Origin of the sequence: Streptomyces sp. NPDC044984, assembly GCF_040646935.1 — a bacterium.
Taxonomy (GTDB): Bacteria; Actinomycetota; Actinomycetes; order Streptomycetales; family Streptomycetaceae; genus Streptomyces.
Genome location: NZ_JBEZBE010000005.1, coordinates 221,748 through 242,834, shown reverse-complemented (window position 1 = coordinate 242,834; position 21,087 = coordinate 221,748). Strand labels below are relative to the sequence as shown.

The following is a 21,087-nucleotide window of genomic DNA, read 5'->3' as shown; positions in this document are numbered from 1 at the left end:
CGGGTCGGTGCGCCGCCAGGGACTCGAACCCCGGACCCGCTGATTAAGAGTCAGCTGCTCTAACCAACTGAGCTAGCGGCGCGCGCTGACGTCGTAACTCTACAGGACCCCGACGGGTGCTTCCGACCGGAGTCCGCCCGGCCGCCACCCGCGATCCACGCCCGGCGCGGAGCCGGTCCACCGCCCGTACATCATTCGGACCGTCAACATGCGCGTGGGGAAGACGGTTGCGAAAATGACCGTCGTGCACGGACGTGGCGAAATCGAGCGGGAGTGTGAGGGGAATCGCATGGAGTCTCCGGTATTCGAGGAGATCGATCCGGCGGACGACTGCGACTGTCCCGGCTGCGCGCACTGGCGGCGGGTACTTCCGCATTCCCGGACCGGCCGTTTTCCCGGCCATCCGGCGGCGCACCGGACCGCTCTCGTCGTGGCCGCCGTGACCTCCGCCGCGATCGCCGCGCCCACTGCCCCCGCGGTTGCCTCCCCCCAGCCCCCGCGTCCCGCCGATCCGGACGTTCCCGCAGGTGACGGGCCGGGAACCCCGCAAGGGAGACGGGCCCCGCTGCACGGCCCCGGCGGTCAGGCGGCCCCGTTCGCGGGCCTCGCGCGCCCCGTGCGGGTGCCCGCGATCACCCGCGCGGACATCGTCGAGCGGGCCCGGAGCTGGGTCACCCGGAAGGTTCCGTACGGTGTGGCCTCGTACTGGTCCGACGGTTACCGGCAGGACTGTTCGGGTTATGTCTCGATGGCCTGGCGACTGCCCGGGAACGAATGGACCGGAAGCCTCGGGAAATACGCCGAGAGAATCACCAAGGACGAACTCCAGCCGGGCGACATGCTGCTGTTCCACAATGCGGCCGACCCCTACGGCGGATCCCATGTGGTCCTTTTCGGCGGCTGGACGAACAGCGCCCGGTCAAAGTACGTCGCCTATGAGCAGACCGCACCGCACACCCTCCGGAGGACCACCCCGTACGCCTACTGGAGGAATTCCGCGCGTTACGTCCCGTACCGCTACAAGGGGGTGAGCGACGGCGCGGCGGGGGCGTCCCTCCCGGCGCCCCTCCCGGCGGTCCGGACGCCGTTCCCCGGAGCGGCGTATTTCGGCCCCGGCGCGGAGAACGAGTACGTCACCGAGCTCGGCCGGATGCTCGTCGCCCGCGGTGCCGGGCGCTTCTACCCCGCGCCTCCCGGACCGCGCTGGACGGACGCGGACCGCAGGGCGACCCGGGCGTTCCAGGAGGCCCAGGGGTGGCGGGGCGCGGCGGCGGACGGGCTGCCGGGGCCGCTGACCTGGGAGCTGCTGGCGACCGGCGGGGGCCGGGAGATCCCAAGCGGAGATTCCGCTTCCGGATCGTTCGCCTCGTCCGCCCCCTCACCCGCCCCCGCCCCGCACGGGGTGCCGGGCTATCCGGGCCGGGCGGCGTTCCGGCCGGGTGCCGTCAGCGACCACGTCACGCGGCTCGGGAGACAGCTGGTGAAGAAGGGGTTCGGCCGGTACTACACGAAGGGGCCGGGACCGCGCTGGAGCGAGGCCGACCGCCGCAACGTGGAGGCCTTCCAGCGGTCCCAGGGCTGGCGCGGCGGAGCGGCGGACGGCCACCCGGGCCCGGAGACCTGGCGGCGGCTCTTCGCATGACCCACCCCGGGCGCGAGGTGCTCCTCGGCGTCCACGTCCCTCGAAGTGACCGATGTGACGCATCTGGCGCGGAGGCTGGAGGCACGCATGACCACGACGGCATCCCCCGTCCCCGAGAGCACCCCCGAACACGTCCCCGGACACCTCCCCGAGTCCGGTGGCCCGGTGGACCGCGGCCCGGCGGGCGGCGCGGCGGTCGCCCGGCCGGCCCGGCTCATCCACACCGAGTCCACCACCGAGATCCCCGTCCACCTGCTGTTCCGCGACGCCCCCGGGCCGGCGCCGGTGCGGCTGCGCCCGGTGGTCGTCGCCCGCCGGGCGGACGAGGGCGGGCGCGGCACGGGAGGGCGGCCCCGTCCGCGCGGTCCGGCCGGCGGGCGGCCCGGGCCCGTCGGCCCGCGGGTCGACCCCGAGCTGGTGGAGCGGCCCGCCCGGGTGCTGCCCGGGGCCGTGGGGGTGCTCGCCGGGATGTGCGGGGCGGCCGGCTGCGCGGTCACCTCGTGGTGGGCGGGCGTGCTGCCGCCGCCGCTGGTGGAGGCGCTCGGGCCGGCGGCGCGCGCCGGTGCGGCGGGGCTCGGCCCCGCGCAGTGGGCGGCGTACGCGGGGGCCGGGGCGCTCGGCCTGTTCGGGTTCGGCGGGCTGGCCCGCGGGCGGACCGGGCGGGCCTGGGTGCTCGGCCTGTTCGGCCGCTACCGGGGGACCGTCCGGCGGACCGGGCTGATGTGGGTCAACCCGCTGCTGCTGCGCCGCCGGGTCGACGTGCGGTTGCGGCACTGGCGCGGTGAGCCGATGCGGGCGGCCGACCGCAGCGGGGTCGCGCTGCGGGTGGCCGTCCTGGTGGTGTGGCGGGTGCGGGACACCGCGCGGGCGACGCTGGGCGTCGAGGACCACGAGGCGTATCTGCGCGCGTGCGTCGAGGCGGCGCTGGTGCGGGTGCCGGTGGCGGCGCCGGGTGCGGGCGGGGGCGCGGTGGAGGCGGCGCAGGACGCGCTGACCCGGCTGGTGGCGGCGGACACCGAGCCGGTGGGGGTGGAGGTGTTCGCGGTGCGGCCGGTCCGGGTGGAGTACGCGCCCGAGGTGGCCGCCGCGATGCACCGGCGCCGGATCGCCGCGCTGGACGCCCAGCACCGGGCGAGCGTGCTCGGTGCGGTCGTGGACTCGGTGGAGGACACGGTGACCCGGCTGACCGTGCGGGGACTGGTGGAGCTGGACGACTACGAGCGCAAGGCGCTGGTGAAGGACCTGACGGTGGCGTTCTGCGCGGGACGGGGGGAGGCGGGCCCGTGAACACCGGGGGAACGGACCCTGCGGTTGGTATGGACATGTTCAGTCCGCGCCCATAATCTCAGACTTGGTCTAGACCTACCTGCACGGCTCACGGAAACTCCCCCACGTTCACCAGGAGCGGCAGCATGCGCACAAGGACCAAGATGTACGCAGCCGCGGTGGGACTGGCCACGACCGGAGCGCTTGTGCTCTCCTCCGGTGGTGCCAGCGGCCACGGCTACACCGATCTGCCGGTCAGCCGGCAGAAGCTCTGCCAGAACGGCTCGGTGACCAACTGCGGATCCATCCAGTGGGAGCCGCAGAGCGTCGAGGGCCCGAAGGGCTTCCCCGCCTCGGGACCCGCCGACGGACGGCTCTGTTCCGCGGGCAACGCGCCGTTCGCCCAGCTCGACAGCCCGAAGACCCCCTCGGGCGGCGCCTGGCCCACGACCCGGGTGTCCGGCGGCCAGAGCTACACCTTCCGGTGGCAGTTCACGGCCATGCACGCCACCACCGACTTCAAGTACTACGTCACCAAGCCGGGCTGGAACCAGAACCACAACCTGGCCCGCTCCGACCTCAACCTCACGCCGTTCCTGACGGTGCCCTACAACGGCCAGCGTCCGCCGCAGACGCTGTCGCACAGCGGCCGACTGCCGTCCGGGCTCAGCGGACACCACGTGATCCTCGCGGTGTGGACGGTCCACGACACGGGCAACGCGTTCTACGCCTGCTCCGACGTCACGTTCTGATCCCCGTCCGGTTCTGATCCCCGTCCGAGCACGCCAAAGGGCCTCTCGCTCCCACGAGAGGCCCTTCTCGGTGCGCCGCCAGGGACTCGAACCCCGGACCCGCTGATTAAGAGTCAGCTGCTCTAACCAACTGAGCTAGCGGCGCATGACTCCCGCCTCCCGCTCTCGCGGTCGGCGACAAGGAAAATAATACCCGGTCCCCGGGGGTGGTCCGCACCACCGCCGGCTCGCCTAGATCGTCAGCGACAGCAGCACCGGGGCCGCGTTGCGGTTGAGGGTGTCGGCGGCCTGGCGCAGGCGGTGGGCGTGCGCCAGGGGCAGGGACAGCGCCAGACAGCCCGCCGAGGAGCCGGCCGTGATCGGGACGGCCGCGCAGACCGTGCCGACCGCGTACTCCTGGAGGTCCAGCACGGGCACGCTGGGCGGCTGCGCCGCCAGCCGGGAGAGCAGCAGCGTGTCGCTGGTGATGGTGCGCGAGGTGAGCCGGGCCATCCGGTGCCGGGCGAGGTGGTCGCGCCGGCCGTTGTGGTCGAGCTGGGTGAGCAGGCTCTTGCCGATCGCGGTGGCGTGCGCGGAGTGACGGAAGTCCACCCACTCGTTGACCTTCGGGGTGGCCGGGCCGTCGGCGTACTGGGTGACCCTGACCTCGCCGTCGACGTACCGGCTGAGGTAGACCGCGGCGCCCACGCGGTCGCGGAGCCGGTCCAGGGTGCGCTGGAGCTTCTCGCGCAGCGCCTCCTCGTGCCCCTCGGCGGCGCCCAGGCGGGCGAAGGCCGCTCCGGTGACGTACGCGCCGTCGGCGATCTGCGCGACGTAGGCCTCGCGGCGCAGCATCCGCAGGAGCGTGGTCAGCCGCTCCGTGCCGAGGCCGGTCTCGCGGGCGAGTTCGGTGTCGGTGACTCCTGTGGTGTGCCGTGCCACCGTCTCCAGGACGCGCAGCGCGTCCTGGACCGAGTGGTACGGCGCGGTCGGCTCGTGCCTCAGCGCCACGGTTTCCCCCTGCGCTCGCTCTTGGGGCCGCAATCCGGTCAGCGAATCCCCTCCACGATAGCCCTCAAACGGCTCCGGAGAAGCGGGTGTTGACGAGATTACGGCCCCTCATCTGCGGCGCCGACCCCCTGGCATATGCCAGGGGGATGCTCCACGGCGTGGACCTCGGGCCTTGCCCCGTTCACGGTCCGTGGCTACAGCACCGCGCTGAGGAATTCCCGTGTCCGGTCGTGCTCCGGCTCACTGAAGATCTTCTCCGGCGCGCCCGCCTCGATGATCCGGCCCTGGTCGAACATCAGCACCTGGTCGGAGATGTCCCGGGCGAAGTTCATCTCGTGGGTGACGCAGAGCATGGTGATGTCGGTGGAGCGGGCGATGTCCCGCAGCACGTCCAGGACGCCCGCGACCAGCTCCGGGTCCAGCGCCGAGGTCACCTCGTCGAGGAGCAGCACCCGCGGCCGCATCGCCAGCGCCCGCGCGATCGCCACCCGCTGCTGCTGACCGCCGGACAGCTGCGCGGGGTGCTTGTCGAGGTGGTCGGTCAGCCCGACCATCTCCAGCAGCTCCCGCGCCCGCTCCTCGGCCGCGTCCTTGGACAGGCCGAGCACGGTGACCGGGGCCTCGGTGATGTTCCGCAGCACCGTCATGTTCGGGAACAGGTTGAACTGCTGGAACACCATCCCGATCTTCTTGCGGACCTCGCGGACCTGCTTCTCCGGCGCCGGGAACAGCCGCTCCCCGTCGACGGTGACCGTCCCCTCGTCCGGCTTCAGCAGCGTCATCAGCAGCCGCAGGATCGTGGTCTTGCCCGAACCGGACGGACCGATCAGCGTGACGTGCTTGCCGGCGTCCACGGAGAAGTCCAGGTGGTCCAGGACCGTGTGGTCCCCGAACCGCTTGGTGACCTGCTCCAGCCGGATCAGCTCGCCGTCGCTCCGCGGCCTCCCCGGTTTCCCGGGCTCCTCGGGCTTCTCGTCGAACGGGACGTGGGTGTCAGTGGACAAGGCGTCGCTCCAGGGCTCGCAGGGCAAGGGAGGCCAGGTAGGAGATGACGACGAAGGCGAAGCCGATCACCGTCAGGGGCTCGGTGAACCGGAAGTTCTCCTGGGAGAACAGCCGCGCCTCACCGAGCATCTCCAGCACGGTGACGGCCATCAGCAGCGGCGTGTCCTTCAGCATCGAGATGACGTAGTTGCCGAGCGCGGGCACCACCCTGCGCACGGCCTGCGGCAGGACGACCGCGGTCCACGTCCGGCGCAGCGGCAGGTTCAGCGCCGTCGCCGCCTCCCACTGGCCCACCGGCACGGCCTCGATGCCCGCGCGGTAGACCTGCATCGTGTACGTCGAGTAGTGCAGCCCGATGGCGAAGACGCCGGTGGTCAGCGCCGAGAAGGTCATGCCCCACTCGGGCAGCACGTAGAACAGGAAGAACAGCTGCACCAGCAGCGGGGTGTTGCGGACGAACTCCGTCACCGCGCCCACCGGCCAGGTCACCCAGCGCGTCGGCACCCGCATCAGCAGCGCCCACACCAGGCCCAGCGCGAACGAGATCAGCGAGCCCAGGACCAGGATCTGCAGGGTCACCAGCAGACCGTCCCAGAAGTGCGGCATGAAGTCGGAGACCGCGCTCCAGTCCCACTCCATCAGACGGCACCCCCCACGTTGGTCGTCTCGGGCCGCTTCAGCTCCACGTCCGGCTCACGGACCGGAGTCCTGCCGACCCCCGCCTTCAGCTTCTTCTCCAGACCGCGCATGAGCCGGGTGAGCAGGAAGGCGATCACGAAGTAGATGACCAGGACGTACGTGTAGATCTCCGCGCTCTCCTGCAGCGCCAGCCGCACCAGGTTGCCGCTGAACGCCAGGTCGCCCATGCCCATGATCGACACCAGGGCGGTGCCCTTGAGCAGTTCGATCAGCAGGTTGGAGAACGGCGGGATCATCTCCGGCACCGCCTGCGGCAGCAGGATCAGCCTCATCCGCTGCCAGGGCGTGAAGCTGAGCGCGATACCGCCCTCGCGCTGGGCCGGGTCGACCGCGGCGAGGGCGCCGCGCACGATCTCCGAGCCGTACGCCCCGTAGGTCAGGCCGAGTGCCAGCGTGCCCGCCCACAGCGGCACCAGCTGCCAGCCGAAGGCCGGGGGCAGCACGAAGAACACCCAGAAGATCATCACCAGTGCCGAGGTCCCGCGGAACACCTCGGTGTAGAAGCCGGCCAGGAAGCGGACGATCCACAGCCGGTGGGTGCGCGCGACGCCGACCACGAAGGAGACCGCCGTCGCCAGCAGCGCGCTGAGGACGAGCAGCTGGACCGTGACCCAGACGCCGTCGAGCACCAGTTCCCAGAGTCCCGAGGTCATCCGCCGCAGAGCTCCTTCGCGGTCAGCTCGGTCATCTCGGCCTTGCTGAAGCCGAAGGGACGGAGGATCCGGAACACTTCGCCGCTCTTCTTCAGCTCGCGCAGCTCCGTGTTGAAGGCGTCGCGCAGCTTCGTCTCGGTCGGCCGGAACGCGAAGGCGCCCCCGGCGAGCTGCGGTTCGCCGTCCACGATCGGAGTGAAGGGCTTGGTGACCTCCGTCGTCGAGGACGTCCGTACGACCATGCGGGAGGTGACCGCCGTGGCGGTGAAGAGGTCCACCCGCCCGGCCTCCACGGCGTTCAGCCCGGCGACCTGGTCGGGGACGATGAGGATGTCGCTGCGCCGGTAGCCCGCCTCCACGGCGTGCTCGATCTGGGCGTACCCGGTGCCGGTGGCGATCCTCGCGCCCTTCCTGAACGCGTCCCCGTAGTCGTGCAGGCCCTTCGGGTTGCCCTTGCGCACGACGAACGCATCGGGCATCTGGTAGTCGGGATCCGCGAAGATGACCTGCTCGCAGCGTTCCGGAGTGACGTACATCCCGGCCGCCACGACGTCGAACTGCTGGGAGTTCAGCCCGGGTATCAGCGAGCCGAACTCGGTGGGCACGGGCTGCACGCGGTCCACCCCGAGCCGCTTGAAGACGACCTTGGCCAGCTCCGGCGCCTCGCCGGTCAGATCGCCGTTCCTGTCGATGTAACCGAACGGGATCTCACCGGCTATGCCCAGGCGGACGACCCCCGCCGCCCGCAGCCGGTCCAGCAGGTCACCGCCGCCCGTGGCCGCCGCCGTCGGCACGCGGGAACAGCCCGCGGCCCCCAGCGCGCCGAGCGCCGCGACCCCCGCGAGCAGCGACCGGCGTGAGGGCCCGGAGGCCTCTCGGAATCGTCTCGGTGGTTGCAGTGGTGGAGCCATGGCGGCGCGGCTACCCGAAGCGATGCGACTTATTCCGGCCGGTTTCGGCCCCGTTCGGCGGTCGGGCGGCCTTGACCGGCGCGGGACGATGCGGGGCACGGCGGACCGATTTCTCGAGATCTCCCTGGTCGAGCGCGGGATCAGCTGCACGGCCCGACTGCTCGGCGACCGGGCGCCGCTCACCTGCGAAGCCGTCTGGAAATCCCTTCCGCTGTCCGGCGACGTCCACCACGCCAAATACGCCCGCAACGAGATCTACGCCCTCTTCCCGTCCCTGGCGGAAACGGAACGGCCCCTGGAGAACCCGACCGTCACCCCCCTTCCGGGCGACCTGTGCTGTTCCTCCTTCACGGGGGCCGAGTCGGGCACGAAGTCCTACGGCTATCACCGCGAGGTCCGCCCCGGCACCACGGTCGTGGACCTGGCCCTGTGCTACGAGCGCAACAACCTGCTCCTCAACGGTGACGTGGGCTGGGTCCCCGGCACCGTCCGGGGCCAGGTGGTGGAGGGGCTGGACGCCATGGCCGACGGCTGCAACGACCTGTGGCGCACGGGCGCGGCCGGGGAGACGCTCAGCTTCCGGCGGGCGTGATCTCCGAGGCCGCCCCCGCCTCGTACAGCGCGTGGGCCGCCCGCAGGACGAGGTCGTCCCGGTGGCGGGCGGCCACCAGCTGCAGTCCGACGGGCAGCCCGTCGGCGTCGGTGCCCACGGGCACGGTCGCGGCGGGCTGCTGGGTCATGTTGAAGGGGTAGGTGAACGGGGTCCACCCCGTCCAGCGGCGGTGCCCGGACCCCTTCGGCACCTCCGCGCCCGCCTCGAACGCCGTGCGGGGCAGGGTCGGGGTGACCAGCAGGTCGTAGGTGTCGTGGAAGCGGCCCATCCGGCGGCCCAGGCCCATCCGGACGTCCACCGCGGCCAGGTACTCCAGCGCCGAGTACCGGGCCCCGGCACCGCAGATCTCCCGCAGCCCCGGCTCGAGCGCCTCCCGCTGCTCCCGGCCGAGGTGCTGGGTCACCCGCGCGGCGCCGGCGAACCACAGGGTGTGGAAGGCCTCCACCGGGTCGGTGAGGTCGGGGTCGGTCTCCTCGACGTACGCGCCGAGCCCGGCCAGCCGCTCCACCGCCCGCCGCACCGCCGCCGCGACCTCCGGGTCCACCCGCACCTGCCCGCCCAGCGACGGCGAGTACGCCACCCGCAGCCCGCGCACCCCGCCCGCGAGCCCCTCCGGGAACGAGCCGGGCGCCGGTCCGAGCGCCGACCAGTCACGGGAGTCCGGGCCGCCGATCACCTCCATCAGCAGCGCCGCGTCCGCCGCGTCCCGGGTCATCGGGCCGACGTGCGCCAGCGTGCCGAACGCGCTCGCCGGATACAGCGGCACCCTCCCGTACGTCGGCTTCAGCGCGAAGATCCCGCAGAACGCCGCCGGGATCCGGACACTGCCCCCGCCGTCCGTGCCCAGGGCCAGCGGTCCCGCGCCCAGCGCCACGGCCGCCGCCGCGCCCCCGCTGGAACCGCCCGCCGTACGCGTCGGGTCGTGCGGGTTGCGCGTGACACCGGTCAGCGGGGAGTCCGTCACCCCCTTCCAGCCGAACTCGGGGGTCGTCGTCTTGCCCAGGAACACCGCGCCGTGCTCGCGCAGCCGGGCCACCGACGGCGCGTCCTCGTCCCAGCGGCCCGCCGCCGGGTCGATGGTCCGCGAGCCCTTCAGGGTGGGCGCGCCGCGCAGCAGCAGGATGTCCTTCACCGTGACCGGCACCCCGTCCAGGAGCCCGCACGGCTCACCGCGCCGCCACCGCTCCTCCGACGCCCGCGCCCGCTCCAGCGCCTCCTCGGCGAACAGCCGGACGAACGCGTTCACCCGCGGCTGGATCTCCTCCGCCCGCTCCAGCGCCGCCCGGACCACCTCCACCGGGCCGAACTCGCCGCTGCGGTAGCCGTCGAGGAGCCGTACGGCGGTCAGCTCGGTGAGCGCGTTCATCCACCCTCCCAGGAACGTCAGTGACCCGGTACGTACCCGCGCTGCTTGTCGACCACGTTCACCAGCGGCCGGCCCGCCGCCCACAGCTCGAACAACTCGACGAACTGCTCGCCGAGTTCGTCCCGCCAGCCGGCCGTGTCCCCGCTCATGTGCGGCGACACGATCAGATCCGGGAGGTGCCACAGGGGACTGTCCGGGGGGAGCGGCTCGGTGTCGAAGACGTCCAGCGCGGCGCCCGCGATCCAGCGCCGCCGCAGTGCCTCGGCCAGCGCCTCCTCCACGACCAGCTGTCCCCGGCCGACGTTCACGAAGTGCGCGGAGGGCTGCATCACGCCGAAGCGGCGGGCGTCGAACATGCCGCGCGTCGACTCCGTCAGCGGCGCGGCGGCGATGACCCAGTCCGCGCGGGCCAGCAGCCGGTCGAGATCGTCCGGGCCGTGCACACCGGCCCGCGGGGCGCGGCCGACCAGGGCGGTCCTGACGCCGAGCGCGGTGAGCGTGCCGGCGACCGCCCGGCCGATCGGCCCGGAGCCGACCACGACGGCACGGGTCCCGGCGACCTTGCGGGACTCCCGGTGCCGCCAGGTCCGCTGCCGCTGGAGGTCCAGCGTCCGCGGCAGGTCCTTGGCGAAGGCGAGGACGAGGGCGGCGACGTACTCGGCGATCGGCCGGTCGAAGACGCCGCGCGCGTTGGTGACCACCGTGTCGGAGGCGGCGAGTTCCGGACAGAGCAGGTGGTCCACGCCCGCGCTCGCCGTGTGCACCCAGCGCGGCCGGGGCCCCTCGCCCGGCCAGGCGGCGCGCACCGCGCGCGAGGTGAAGTCCCACACCAGCAGCACGTCGGCGGAGGGCAGGCGCTCGGCGAGCGTCGAGTCGTCCGCGTGCTCCACCCGCACCCGGCCGGTGAGCCGGCCGAGGCGGGGGAGTGGATCGGCGTCGAGCACGAGCAGCGTGGGCGTGGTCATGAGCCGCCGTTTCTCCGGGCTGGCCGGGGTGGGGGAGCGGGGTGGCGGGGTGGCGGGATGTCCGGGAGCCGGACGGCCGGGTGCCGGGGAACGGAGTGGCCGGAGTCTGAGATGTGCGGATTGACCACGCTCGCACCCCGACCTGCCGTCGTCAACACGGGCGTTCCCGCCATCCGTTGCGTGCCCGTCTCCCCGTGTGAGGCCGGTGCCGACATGGACGTCTCCTTCCTCGGCGGCCCCGGCCCGCAGCGCGGTGTCGGTGTCGCCGCCCCCTTCGGCTTCGCGCTGGACCGCGAGCTGTGGCGCCGGGTGCCGGACGCGGTGTCCCCGCACCTGACCCGCACGCCGTACGTGCCGGTCGAGGTGAGTCTCGACCTGGCCCGGCTGATCAGCGAGCACGAGACCCTCGGCGACGCGGTGCGCACCCTCACCGCGGTCGCGCCCGAGGTCGTCGCCTACGCCTGTACGGCGGGCGGTTTCGTCGGCGGGATCGTCGGCGAGCGCGCGATGTGCGAGGCGATGAGCCGGGCCGGCGCGGTCCCGGCGATCACCACCTCCGGCGCGCTCCTGGAGGCGCTGGTGGAGCTGGACGTGCGCCGGGTCGCCCTGGTCACGCCGTACACCGTGTCGGTCACCCGGGCGCTGGAGGGCTGCGTCGCGCGGGTCGGCGTCACGGTCACCGGGTGCGCGTGCATGGGGCTGACCCGGCAGATCTGGAAGGTCACCTACCGCGAGGTGGTGGACATGGCGCGGCGGGCGGCGGTGCGCGGCCGGCTCGGCGCGGCGGACGCGCTGTTCCTCTCCTGCGCCGATCTGCCGACCTACGACGTCATCCCGCAGCTCGAAGCCGAACTGCGCATACCGGTCATCTCGGCCAACCAGGTGACCGTGTGGGCGGCGTTGCGCCGATTGGGTACCCGGGCGGTGGGACCGTATCAGGCGCTGATCGACGCGTCGGCGCGCTCCGGGACCGTACCGCCGGGCCGGGTGCCCGGCCCCGTACGGCCGGATGTGCCGGACGCGCCGGAAGAGAAGCAGCAGGAAGGCTGGACATGACCGCACTGGGATTCCTCTACCCGGGCCACTCCGCAGAGGACGACTATCCGCGTATCGAGCAGTTGCTGGGCAGCGACGTCCGGGTGGACCTGGTGCACACCGACATCGGTGAGGACGCGCACCGGGTGGACGCGCTGCTCCAGATAGGTGCTCCCGAGCGGCTGGCGGCCGGCCTGCAGCAGCTGCGCCTGTCGGGCGCCGAGGCGGTGGTGTGGGCCTGCACCAGCGGCAGTTTCGTACACGGCTGGGACGGCGCCCACGAGCAGGTGCGCAGCCTCGCCCGGGCGGCGGGCATGCCGGCGTCGTCGACGTCGTTCGCCTTCGTGCACGCGGTGCGGGAGGTCGGGGCGCGGCGGGTCGCCGTCGGCGCGACCTATCCGGACGACGTGGCCGTGCTCTTCGCCGAGTTCCTGCGGGCCGGCGGCACGGAGGTGACCGGGGTGCGCAGCTCCGGGATCGGCACGGCGGCGGAGGTCGGCGGCTGGGGCGAGGAGGAGCTGTTCGCCCTGGCCCGCGCGGCCGACACCCCGGACGCGGACGCGCTGCTCCTGCCGGACACGGCCCTGCACACGATCGCCCACATCCCCGCCCTGGAGAAGGAACTCGGCAAGCCGGTCCTCACCGCCAACCAGGTCACCGTCTGGGAGGGCCTGCGCCTGGCCGACCGTCGGGTGAACGCCCCCGAACTCGGCGTCCTGTTCACCCGGGAGCCGATCGTCCAGGTCTGAGGGCGACCCGGTACAACCTTGATCGACTCGCGGCGGTCTCACTCCCGTGAGCCCTGTGCCGCGCCTGGGCGCGGGGCGCCGGAACCAGGGAGTGAGCACCATGAGAGCCACCGTCGTCCGCCGTACCGTCCTGACCGCTTCCGCGGCAGCCCTCGCCCTTCTGGCCACCGCGTGCGGCGGCGGTGACGAGAAGGGCGGGAACGGCGGGGACGAGGCGGCGAAGGGCGACACCGCGTCGAGCGCTCCGGCCGCCAAGGCGCTGACCGCCGCCGAACTGGAGAAGCTCGTGATCGCCTCGGCCGACCTCGAGGACCACAAGGTCGCCGAGCCGGGCAAGGACGACGTCTTCGACCCCGGCACCCTCTCGGTCGAGCGGGCCGAGTGCGAGCCCGTCGCCCAGGCGCTGTCGTCCGTGCCGACGGGCAAGCCGGCGGCGAGCGCCCAGCGGCTCGTCACCCAGGAGTCCGAGGCGGCGAAGGAGGGCATGCCGGACCTCGCGGAGCTGACGGAGAAGGAGGCCGAGGAGGCGATGCTCGACTCCCTCGACATCACCAAGACGATGACCTCCCTCCGGTCCTACGACGCCGACGGCGCGGAGCAGGCCCTCGCCGCGCTGCGGGAGGCCGGCAAGAAGTGCGCCGGGGGCTTCACCATGTCGATCGACGGTGAGAAGCAACAGGTCACCAAGGTCACCGAGGAGAAGCTCGCAGCCGGCGAGGACGCGGTCGCCTGGACGGTGGGCACCGAGCTGGACGGCACCTCCGCCGACACGAAGGTCGTCGTCTTCCGCCAGGGCACCACGCTCGCCGGATTCTCGTCCTTCAACATCGCGGCGGTCAGCCGGGGCGAGGCGTTCGAGCAGCCGACCGCCGTCATCGAGGCGCAGGAGGCCAAGCTCGGCTGATCCGCGCCCCCCGTGGACCGGGTGACGTTCCTCTCCCGGTCCACGGGGTCCACGGAGACGGTGCCGTGCGGCGCACACGGAAGAACCCCGGTCCCGCTGGAGCGGGGCCGGGGTTCTCGTCGAGCGCCGGGCAGGCCTTGCACCTGCATCTCCCCGCAGGAAGCGGGGCGTCTTTCCTTGGACCACCAACGCGTGATCACTGTCGGGGGGCGACCCCCTCAGCGAGCAAGATGATCGTATCGCATGATCGCCGGGCGTGCACATCGCGGAGCGCCGGAGAAGGAGGAGGGAATAACCGGGGACCGTCTCCTGTTACGTCGCGCAGCGACCGTCACACCCCACAGGAGGCACCCCACCATGGCCGCAGACGCCGCAGAGGAGATCCGGGGCACCGCCCACGGCACCGCACCCGTCCCGCTCTCCGTGCTGGACCTGGTGACCGTCGGCGCGGGCCGGACCGCGAGCGACGCCCTGCGGACCAGCGTGGACATCGCCCGCCTCGCCGAGTCCCGCGGCTTCCACCGCTACTGGGTCGCCGAGCACCACTCCATGCCCGGTGTGGCCTCCTCCTCGCCCGCCGTGATCCTGGCCCACCTCGCCGCCCACACCGGGCGCATCCGCCTCGGCTCCGGCGGGGTGATGCTGCCCAACCACGCGCCGCTGGTCATCGCCGAGCAGTTCGGCACCCTGGAGGCCATGGCGCCGGGACGGATCGACCTCGGGCTCGGGCGCGCCCCCGGCACCGACGGCGCCACCGCGGCCGCCCTGCGCCGCAGCGACCGGCTGAACGAGGGCGCCGACGACTTCCCCCAGCAACTCGCCGAGCTCACCCGCTTCCTGGACGACGACTTCCCCGACGGGCACCCCTACCGGCGCATCCACGCCGTTCCCGGCCCGGTGCAGGCGACGTCACCCGGTGGTGTGCAGTCCCCGCACCGGCCGCCGATCTGGCTGCTCGGCTCCTCCGGCTTCAGCGCCCGGCTGGCCGGCATGCTCGGCCTGCCGTTCGCCTTCGCCCACCACTTCTCGGCGCAGAACACCGTCCCCGCGCTGGACCTGTACCGCGAGACCTTCCGCCCGAGCGAGGTCCTCGACGCGCCCTACGCCCTCATCGGCGTCTCCGCGCTCGCGACGGACGACGAGAAGGAGGCCCGCCGCCAGGTGCTGGCCGCCGCGCTCAACATGGTCCGGCTGCGCACCGGCCGCCCCGGCCTGGTCCCGACACCCGAGGAGGCGGAGGCGTACGACTTCAGCCCCATGGAGCGGGAGTTCGTCGACTCCTGGAACGCCAACGTGATCCACGGCACCCCGGACGAGGTCCGCGTCGGCCTGGACGAGCTGCAGAAGCGCACCGGCGCCGACGAGTTGATGCTCACCGCCAACGCCCACGGCGGCGACGTGCGCCTGCGCTCCTACGAACTGATCGCCGACGCCTACGGGTTGCCCACGCCCGCCTGAACCCCGGGCGTGCCCAGCAGTTCGGAGATGCGGTCCGGCGACACCGGACGGGAGTAGAGCCACCCCTGACCGGTGTCGCACCCGATCCGGCGCAGCCTCGTCGCCTGCGCCGAGGTCTCCACGCACTCCGCGGTGACCGTCAGGCCGAGCCGGTGGGCGAGCTGCACCATCGCCTCGACGATGACCTCGTCCGCCGGGTTCGGCGGGGCGGCGGCGCGTTCCTCGTACTGGAAGCCCCGGACGAAGGAGCCGTCCAGCTTCAGCACCGACACCGGCAGCCGGCTGAGGTAGGCCAGGTTCGAGTAGCCGGTGCCGAAGTCGTCGATGGCGATGCGCACGCCCATGTCGCTGAGCGCCTTCAGGGCCTCGATCGGCCGGCCGGAGGAGCCCATCACCGCCGACTCGGTCAGTTCCAGCTGGAGCAGTTCCGGCGCGAGGCCCGTCTCCTCCAGGGTGGCGGCGACGTCCGCCACCAGGTCGGAGTCCCAGACCTGACGGACCGCCACGTTCACGCTGACGAAGATCGGCGGTTCGTCCGGGTGCTCCAGCTGCCAGTCGCGGGCCTGCCGGCAGGCGGTGCGCAGCACCCAGCGGCCGAGCGGCACGATCGAGCCGTCCTCCTCCGCGAGTGAGATGAACCGATTCGGCGTCAGCGTGCCGAACCGGGGGTGGTGCCAGCGGACCAGTGCCTCCACCCCGTGCACCCGGTCGTCCTCCATGCCCACCAGCGGCTGGTACTCCAGCGCGAACTCGCCCCGGTCGATGGCCGGGCGGAGCGTGGAGGCGAGGGCCTGGCGGGTCACGCGGGAGGCGTTGCGCTCCGGGTCGAACAGCGTCCAGCGGGCCTTGCCGTCGGCCTTCGCCCAGTACAGCGTGGTGTCGGCGGCCTGCATCAGCGCGGTGGGCGTGGTCCCGGCGGCGTGCCGCTCGACCACCCCGATCGACGCGGAGACCGACAGCCGGCGCCCGGAGAGGTCGAAGGGGGCCTGGACCGCGTCGAGCAGCGACTCGGCGAGGTCGGCGAGCTGCTCGGTGCCGGTGGAGTCCTCGACCAGCAGCGCGAACTCGTCCCCGCCGAGCCGGGCGACCAGCGGGGTGCCGGTCCTCGCCCGGCCCGCCTCCTCCGCGCAGCGCGTCAGCCGCTCGGCGACGGCGGCCAGCAGCTGGTCGCCGACGCGGTGGCCCAGGGTGTCGTTGACGGCCTTGAACCCGTCCAGGTCGAGGTAGCACAGCCCGATCCGGCCGGTGCCGCCCTCCTCGTACGTCTCCGCCTCCAGCGCGGCCGTCAGCCGTTCGAGGAACAGGGTGCGGTTGGGCAGCCGGGTCACCGGGTCGTGCATCCGCAGGTGCCGCAGCTGGGCCTGGAGTTCGCGGTGGTCGCCGATGTCGGCGACCGACAGCAGCACCCCCTCGTCGTCGGCGGGCAGCGGGGTGACCGTCACCCGCACCCACAGCGCGTGCCCCTCCGGGTGCTTCAGCCGGCGCGTGCAGCGCAGCCCGGCCCGCCGTCCGCGCAGCATCTCCCGGTAGGCGTGCCAGACGCGGGCGTCGGAGACCAGGTCCACCAGGTCGGCGGCGACGGCACCGGTCAGGGCCTCCGGGGCGCGGCCCAGCAGGGTGGCGAGGGCCTCGTTGGCGCCGGTCACCGTGCCCCCGCGGTCGACCACGGCCATGGCGAGCGGCGCGGCCGTGAAGACGGAGCGGTACGACGGGGACGGCGGGGCGGAGGGGGGCAGCGGGGCGGAGGGGGACGACGGGGGCGGGGATTCCGCACACGGAGACGTGGTGATCTCACTCTCTGTGACGTTCGACCGGTCGATTTCCGTCGCGGGCGCCGGCCCTTCGGACGTTCCGCTCACCGCTCGCTCCCGCAGTGCACTCGATCGCTGTCCGTGCAGAAAGTCTCAGGAAAGTGTGCCGATCATAGAGGCCCAGGTCGGGGCCTTCCAGTCACTGTCCGGTTTCCGGGGCGGATCCGCATCCCTGACCGATCGTTTCCGCTCATGGAGGGACGGGTTCTGCGGGCCTCCGACCAGTTGTGACGTTCCGTGAGTGCCCGGGGCGTCGGTCCCGCCCGGATACCCGCGTTTCTCACTCGTCCGGTGCAGCCGGACATGACGCAGTACGACAAATCCCCACAATCTGGGTGCGGTGTCCCGTGAACCGTCTCCCGGAGGTCCCCGTGCCGCGTCAGCTCACCCCGAGAGGCCTCGGCCGTGAGACTCTCCGGGAACGACTGAGCCGATCGGGTGCCTCGGGCGTACGGCCCCGGCTGCGCAGCACCGCCGCGATGTGCACCACGATGTCGGCGCTCGCGGCGACCTCGATGGTGAACGTCCCCTCCACCGCCGAGCCCTTCTCCGTGGCGCCCTGCGTCCTCACCCGCACCGCCGCCCACCACTCCGAGGGCCTGGACACCTGGAACGCCGCCTACCCCCGCCCCACCCGCAGCCTGGACGCGGTGATGGTGTTCCTGTCCTTCCCCGACTCCCACCCCCTGGCCACGCCCCTCGAACTCTCCGCCGACCACTTCCCCGCCACCAGCCGCTTCTTCGAGCAGGCCTCCTACGGCAGGTTCACCCTCCGCCCGCACGCCCTGCGGCAGTGGCTGCGCATGCCGCGCCCCTCCACGGCGTACGACATACGGCGCGACTGGACCGTCACCCACCGGGCCGCCTATCTGCGGGACGCGCTCTCGGTGGCCGACCGGCACGTCGACTTCTCGCGCTACGACATCGTGTACTTCGTCGCCGACCCGGACGCGCCGGGCGTGAACTCCGACGCCACCAAGGTCGTCAACCTGGACCGTCCGCTGCGCGTCGACGGCGCCGACATCCGGCGGATCGTCACCGTGTTCGAGAACCACCCCCCGGACCGGCTCGTCCTCGCCCACGAGACCGGGCACGTCTTCGACCTGCCCGACCTCTACCACCGGCCCGCGGACGGCAAGGGCGACTGGGACACCCACGTCGGCGACTGGGACCTGATGGGCAGCCAGTTCGCCCTCGCTCCCGACCTCTTCGGCTGGCACAAGTGGAAGCTGGGCTGGCTGGAGTCCCGGCAGGTGCGGTGCGTGCAGGACGCGGGGCCGGTACGGCTGACGCTGGAGCCGCTCGGGGCGGGGCCGGGGACGCCGGTGACGGGCGCCGCCGGGGCGCCGTCCTTCGGCCTGGGGCGGGGCACCAAGCTCGCGGTCGTGCGCACCGGGCCCGACAGCGTGCTCGCCTTCGAGGCCCGCGGGCCGGTCGGCAACGATCACGCGGCCTGCCGGCAGGGGGTGCTGGTGTACCGGGTGAGCAGCGGCACCCGGTCGGGGCGCGGCCCCATCGAGGTCGTCGACGCCCACCCGCACACCGAGGCGTGCGGGGAGGACTCGGTCTACCCGCCGCTCGCCGACGCCCCGGTCGCCCTCGGCGAGAGCTTCACGGTGCCCGGGGAGTCCGTACGGGTGGCGGTGGAGGGGCGTACGGCGTCGGGGGCGTGGACGGTGCGGATCAGCGCCGGGTAGATGCCGCGTGGACGCCGGGCAGATGCGGAGAAGGCCCCCCGCTTGCGCGAGGGGCCTTCTCCGTGTCGTGCGCCGCCAGGGACTCGAACCCCGGACCCGCTGATTAAGAGTCAGCTGCTCTAACCAACTGAGCTAGCGGCGCCTGCTGACGTCGTAGACATTAGCATCACGTCCGGCGGGAGGAAAAATCGATATCCGCACGGCCGCGCGGGCCGCCCGTACGGCCGCCCACAGCAGGACCTCCGGACCCGGCAGCCAGGGGTGACGGGTGTCGGGGGCGACGAGCCAGCGGGAGTCCGAGCGGGGGGCGGACGCGGTCGCGCCGGTGGGGGCGGGGACGGTCACCGCGTCGCCGGTGCCGTGGCACAGCAGGGGCGGGACGCCGTCGGTCCGCGCGCCGTGCGTGTCGTGTGCGCCGCACGTGTGGTGTGCGCCGTGCGTGCCCCACTCCTCCCACTCCATCAGGGCCGGGAGCCGCTGTGCCGTGCCGGGCGCGGCGAACAGCAGCATCCGGCCCCGGAACTCCGCCACCGGACCCGAGCCCGGACCCTCCTCCCACATCCGGTCCAGCATCCGGCGCCCGAAGACCGTCGGCGCGCTCACCACGTCGAAGACCACGCCGCAGGGCAGCACGACCGGGGCGTCCGGCCGCTCGTCCCAGTGCGAGAGCGTGCTGCGCGGATACGTCCCCGCCGAGGCGAGCCAGGTGGCGCCGTCGGGGGTGACGCCGCTGGCGTCGGAGGCATTCCGTGGACTGCTCATGACGGATACGTCTACTCGGCGTGAGGGCGCGGTTCCACAGGGTTGCGGAAAACGGGGACGCGGGGACAGGGGGAGGGGTATCTTGCCCGCCCGGCATATGCCCGACTCATACGGGGTCGGCGTGCACCGGCCCCTCTCCGCCCCGCATCAGGTCCCGGCCGAACTCGACCATCTTCTTCGCGTAGTCCTCGGTCCACTCGGCGCGCTCGGCGATGTCCGCCGGCGTCAGCCGGTCGAAGCGGCGGGGATCGGCGAGCTGGGCCGCCGCCAGCGCCTGGAACTCCGTCGCGCGGTCCGCCGCGGCACGGAACGCGAGCGTCAGCTCGGTCGCCCGCTCCAGCAGCGCGCGCGGATCGTCGATCGACTCCAGGTCGAAGAAGTGCTCGGGGTCGGAGGCCGCCTCCGCGGGCTCGAACAGCAGGGGCGCGGGGCGTAGCCGCGGCTGGTCCCGGCGCGGCGTGTGCTCCGCCATGACTTCTCCTTCGTACGTCGCGGTCGGCCCCCCTGGAGGGCGGGCCACCGTCCATTGTCCCGCGCCACCGCAAGAGGGCCTGAGTGCTGCCGCCCGCGGGACCGCGTGAATGGCTTCCCAGCCGTCCGGGCGCTATTCCCCGCCAAGGGCTTCGAGGGTGCCGAAGCGGACGGCTGCCCGCGCGGACACGGAGGACCGCTTCCGCGGATCACCGCCGTCCACGGCACCGGTTCAGGACGCCCGACGACGACTTCGCGCCGCGTACGGTGCTCCGCCCGCCGTGCGTACGGCCTGGCCGCGCGACGGGGCGGCACCGGCCGGGCGTGCCCCCGGAGGACCCTTGCCGCGGGGTGTGCCGCTTTCCCGGGAAGTGACACACCCCACCTTTTGTCAAACCGCGATCAAGCATTACAAAGCCTCTTCCAAACGTAACGATCATCACGTGTTTTAAGTGGATCTTGTGGCGTCATTGTCCGTTTGCTGCCCATTGACCTGACGCCCTGTTAGGAGTTTGGTTACCGGGAGCAACTGCGTGGACGGGGTGTGACGGGGGTGTGAAGCCGGACTCAAGGCGGGGTCGGGTTCGGCGGAATCCTGTTGGGCGCGGTGCCGGACGTCGGGACGGGGGCTGGACGAGGCTGATTTCGGGAGTTCACGGAGCGGGCCGTTCGGTGGGCGGCCGGGAATTCGGAAATCCCCTCCGGCTGAAGCAGGCCGTCATGGACGGAGTCCCGTTCTTGTTCTGCGCATGATTGCCGGAAGAAGTGCACGGCGTGAAGATCCCCTCACGCGGACGAACTATCGAGGAAGACGTGATGAAGAGCATCCGCACAATGAAAAGGGCGACTGCCTTCGCTGTGTCGTTCGCGGCGGTGGCGGCCGTGATGGCGACCGCCGCCCCGGCGCATGCGGCGGAGTACGAGACCTCCGACAACTGCAATGTTCCATGGATCACCTGCTCGTACGGTGATCTGTGGCTGTTCTACAACTCGAAGGAGATAGCCGTCCAGGACGGCTACTACAAGTCGGCGTTCGCGAGTTTCTACAGCAACGTCTCCGACCACTGGGGCACGAGCCAGTACCAGGGATCGTCGCTGACGACCTACCGGTACGTCTTCGGCAACGGAGGCAATGGAAACGGCCAGTACATGAAGAACAATTCGGCGTCCGTGCAGAACTGCGCCCGGGACGACAACTACCGCGTGTACTACAACTCCGGCTACGGCGGAACGTCCCAGTACTTCGCGAAGAACGGCCCCTACGGGGACTGCAACATCACCAACCTGATCTCCGCGTTGAAGAACAACAACGCGTCCTCCCACTTCGCATAAGAAGGA

The 21,087-nt window shown here is 72.3% G+C and carries 20 protein-coding genes and 3 tRNA genes; 10 read left to right on the top strand and 13 right to left on the bottom strand.

Translation table 11 applies throughout. The annotated features are described in order from the left end of the window. Positions 1–8 precede the first annotated feature (8 nt). Positions 9–82: transfer RNA gene (locus tag AB0A94_RS07935), tRNA-Lys, on the bottom strand. 207 nt (positions 83–289) lie between these two features. Between AB0A94_RS07935 and AB0A94_RS07930 the strand changes: the two genes are divergently transcribed. The 3 genes from AB0A94_RS07930 (at position 290) to AB0A94_RS07920 (ending at position 3,660) form a co-directional block, all read left to right on the top strand. Then, positions 290–1,642 carry a peptidoglycan-binding protein gene (locus AB0A94_RS07930; RefSeq protein WP_361740454.1) on the top strand — a complete coding sequence of 451 codons (1,353 nt, stop codon included), beginning with the start codon at positions 290–292 and terminating at the stop codon, positions 1,640–1,642. A gap of 87 nt (positions 1,643–1,729) precedes the next feature. Beyond that, complete coding sequence (locus AB0A94_RS07925; RefSeq protein WP_361740452.1) at positions 1,730–2,929, top strand: SPFH domain-containing protein; 1,200 nt, start codon at positions 1,730–1,732, stop codon at positions 2,927–2,929. 125 nt (positions 2,930–3,054) lie between these two features. Continuing rightward, positions 3,055–3,660 carry a lytic polysaccharide monooxygenase gene (locus AB0A94_RS07920; RefSeq protein ID WP_361740449.1) on the top strand — a complete coding sequence of 202 codons (606 nt, stop codon included), beginning with the start codon at positions 3,055–3,057 and terminating at the stop codon, positions 3,658–3,660. Positions 3,661–3,731: 71 nt separating this feature from the next. Here the strand turns inward: AB0A94_RS07920 and AB0A94_RS07915 are convergent. From AB0A94_RS07915 to ehuB, 6 genes are all read right to left on the bottom strand, one after another. Continuing rightward, positions 3,732–3,805, bottom strand: a tRNA-Lys gene (locus tag AB0A94_RS07915). Between the two features lie 86 nt (positions 3,806–3,891). Continuing rightward, the gene (locus AB0A94_RS07910) at positions 3,892–4,650 is read right to left on the bottom strand and encodes an IclR family transcriptional regulator C-terminal domain-containing protein (RefSeq protein ID WP_361740446.1); all 759 of its coding nucleotides are present in this window, start codon (positions 4,648–4,650) and stop codon (positions 3,892–3,894) included. A 194-nt stretch (positions 4,651–4,844) separates the two neighbouring features. Then, positions 4,845–5,573 carry an ectoine/hydroxyectoine ABC transporter ATP-binding protein EhuA gene (ehuA, locus tag AB0A94_RS07905; RefSeq protein WP_361740624.1) on the bottom strand — a complete coding sequence of 243 codons (729 nt, stop codon included), beginning with the start codon at positions 5,571–5,573 and terminating at the stop codon, positions 4,845–4,847. A gap of 70 nt (positions 5,574–5,643) precedes the next feature. Continuing rightward, positions 5,644–6,294, bottom strand: coding sequence for an ectoine/hydroxyectoine ABC transporter permease subunit EhuD (ehuD, locus tag AB0A94_RS07900; RefSeq protein ID WP_361740443.1), 651 nt, complete (start codon positions 6,292–6,294; stop codon positions 5,644–5,646). Beyond that, complete coding sequence (ehuC, locus tag AB0A94_RS07895; RefSeq protein ID WP_361740440.1) at positions 6,294–7,007, bottom strand: ectoine/hydroxyectoine ABC transporter permease subunit EhuC; 714 nt, start codon at positions 7,005–7,007, stop codon at positions 6,294–6,296. Before ehuC ends, ehuD begins: the two co-directional genes overlap by 1 nt. Further along, the gene (gene ehuB / locus AB0A94_RS07890) at positions 7,004–7,918 is read right to left on the bottom strand and encodes an ectoine/hydroxyectoine ABC transporter substrate-binding protein EhuB (RefSeq protein ID WP_361740437.1); all 915 of its coding nucleotides are present in this window, start codon (positions 7,916–7,918) and stop codon (positions 7,004–7,006) included. The genes ehuC and ehuB overlap by 4 nt, the downstream gene beginning before the upstream one ends. A gap of 88 nt (positions 7,919–8,006) precedes the next feature. Here ehuB and AB0A94_RS07885 point away from each other — a divergent pair, with 88 nt between their 5' ends. After that, a complete protein-coding gene (locus AB0A94_RS07885) occupies positions 8,007–8,510 on the top strand; it encodes a DUF3830 family protein (RefSeq protein ID WP_361740435.1) in 504 nt (167 codons plus the stop codon). On the opposite strand, the gene AB0A94_RS07880 is transcribed toward AB0A94_RS07885, so the two are convergent. Together AB0A94_RS07880 and AB0A94_RS07875 are read right to left on the bottom strand one after the other, a co-directional pair. Beyond that, complete coding sequence (locus AB0A94_RS07880; protein ID WP_361740432.1) at positions 8,491–9,897, bottom strand: amidase; 1,407 nt, start codon at positions 9,895–9,897, stop codon at positions 8,491–8,493. The two genes, AB0A94_RS07885 and AB0A94_RS07880, sit on opposite strands and share 20 nt — an antisense overlap. A 17-nt stretch (positions 9,898–9,914) precedes the next feature. Further along, a complete protein-coding gene (locus AB0A94_RS07875; RefSeq protein ID WP_361740429.1) occupies positions 9,915–10,862 on the bottom strand; it encodes a D-2-hydroxyacid dehydrogenase in 948 nt (315 codons plus the stop codon). A 213-nt stretch (positions 10,863–11,075) separates the two neighbouring features. On the opposite strand from AB0A94_RS07875, the gene AB0A94_RS07870 reads away from it, so the two are divergent. The 4 genes from AB0A94_RS07870 (at position 11,076) to AB0A94_RS07855 (ending at position 15,008) form a co-directional block, all read left to right on the top strand. Beyond that, positions 11,076–11,918, top strand: coding sequence for an aspartate/glutamate racemase family protein (locus AB0A94_RS07870; protein ID WP_361740426.1), 843 nt, complete (start codon positions 11,076–11,078; stop codon positions 11,916–11,918). Next, the gene (locus tag AB0A94_RS07865; protein ID WP_361740423.1) at positions 11,915–12,646 is read left to right on the top strand and encodes an aspartate/glutamate racemase family protein; all 732 of its coding nucleotides are present in this window, start codon (positions 11,915–11,917) and stop codon (positions 12,644–12,646) included. Before AB0A94_RS07870 ends, AB0A94_RS07865 begins: the two co-directional genes overlap by 4 nt. Before the next feature lie 100 nt (positions 12,647–12,746). Then, entirely contained in the window at positions 12,747–13,550 is an 804-nt protein-coding gene (locus AB0A94_RS07860; RefSeq protein WP_361740420.1) for a hypothetical protein, read from the top strand. Between the two features lie 357 nt (positions 13,551–13,907). Beyond that, positions 13,908–15,008: an LLM class flavin-dependent oxidoreductase gene (locus tag AB0A94_RS07855; protein WP_361740417.1), complete on the top strand. Its 1,101-nt coding sequence runs from the start codon at positions 13,908–13,910 to the stop codon at positions 15,006–15,008. On the opposite strand, the gene AB0A94_RS07850 is transcribed toward AB0A94_RS07855, so the two are convergent. Continuing rightward, the gene (locus tag AB0A94_RS07850) at positions 14,984–16,867 is read right to left on the bottom strand and encodes an EAL domain-containing protein (protein ID WP_361740414.1); all 1,884 of its coding nucleotides are present in this window, start codon (positions 16,865–16,867) and stop codon (positions 14,984–14,986) included. The two genes, AB0A94_RS07855 and AB0A94_RS07850, sit on opposite strands and share 25 nt — an antisense overlap. A 431-nt stretch (positions 16,868–17,298) precedes the next feature. On the opposite strand from AB0A94_RS07850, the gene AB0A94_RS07845 reads away from it, so the two are divergent. Then, positions 17,299–18,516 carry a M6 family metalloprotease domain-containing protein gene (locus AB0A94_RS07845; RefSeq protein ID WP_361740411.1) on the top strand — a complete coding sequence of 406 codons (1,218 nt, stop codon included), beginning with the start codon at positions 17,299–17,301 and terminating at the stop codon, positions 18,514–18,516. 68 nt (positions 18,517–18,584) lie between these two features. Here the strand turns inward: AB0A94_RS07845 and AB0A94_RS07840 are convergent. The 3 genes from AB0A94_RS07840 to AB0A94_RS07830 all read right to left on the bottom strand — a co-directional run bounded on the left by AB0A94_RS07840 (position 18,585) and on the right by AB0A94_RS07830 (position 19,750). Continuing rightward, positions 18,585–18,658 (bottom strand) — tRNA-Lys (locus tag AB0A94_RS07840). Beyond that, positions 18,649–19,278 carry a bifunctional DNA primase/polymerase gene (locus AB0A94_RS07835; protein ID WP_361740408.1) on the bottom strand — a complete coding sequence of 210 codons (630 nt, stop codon included), beginning with the start codon at positions 19,276–19,278 and terminating at the stop codon, positions 18,649–18,651. Before AB0A94_RS07835 ends, AB0A94_RS07840 begins: the two co-directional genes overlap by 10 nt. 106 nt (positions 19,279–19,384) lie before the next feature. Then, entirely contained in the window at positions 19,385–19,750 is a 366-nt protein-coding gene (locus AB0A94_RS07830; RefSeq protein WP_217127624.1) for a hypothetical protein, read from the bottom strand. 833 nt (positions 19,751–20,583) lie between these two features. Here AB0A94_RS07830 and AB0A94_RS07825 point away from each other — a divergent pair. Beyond that, positions 20,584–21,081, top strand: coding sequence for a hypothetical protein (locus AB0A94_RS07825; protein ID WP_361740405.1), 498 nt, complete (start codon positions 20,584–20,586; stop codon positions 21,079–21,081). Positions 21,082–21,087: the final 6 nt, after the last annotated feature.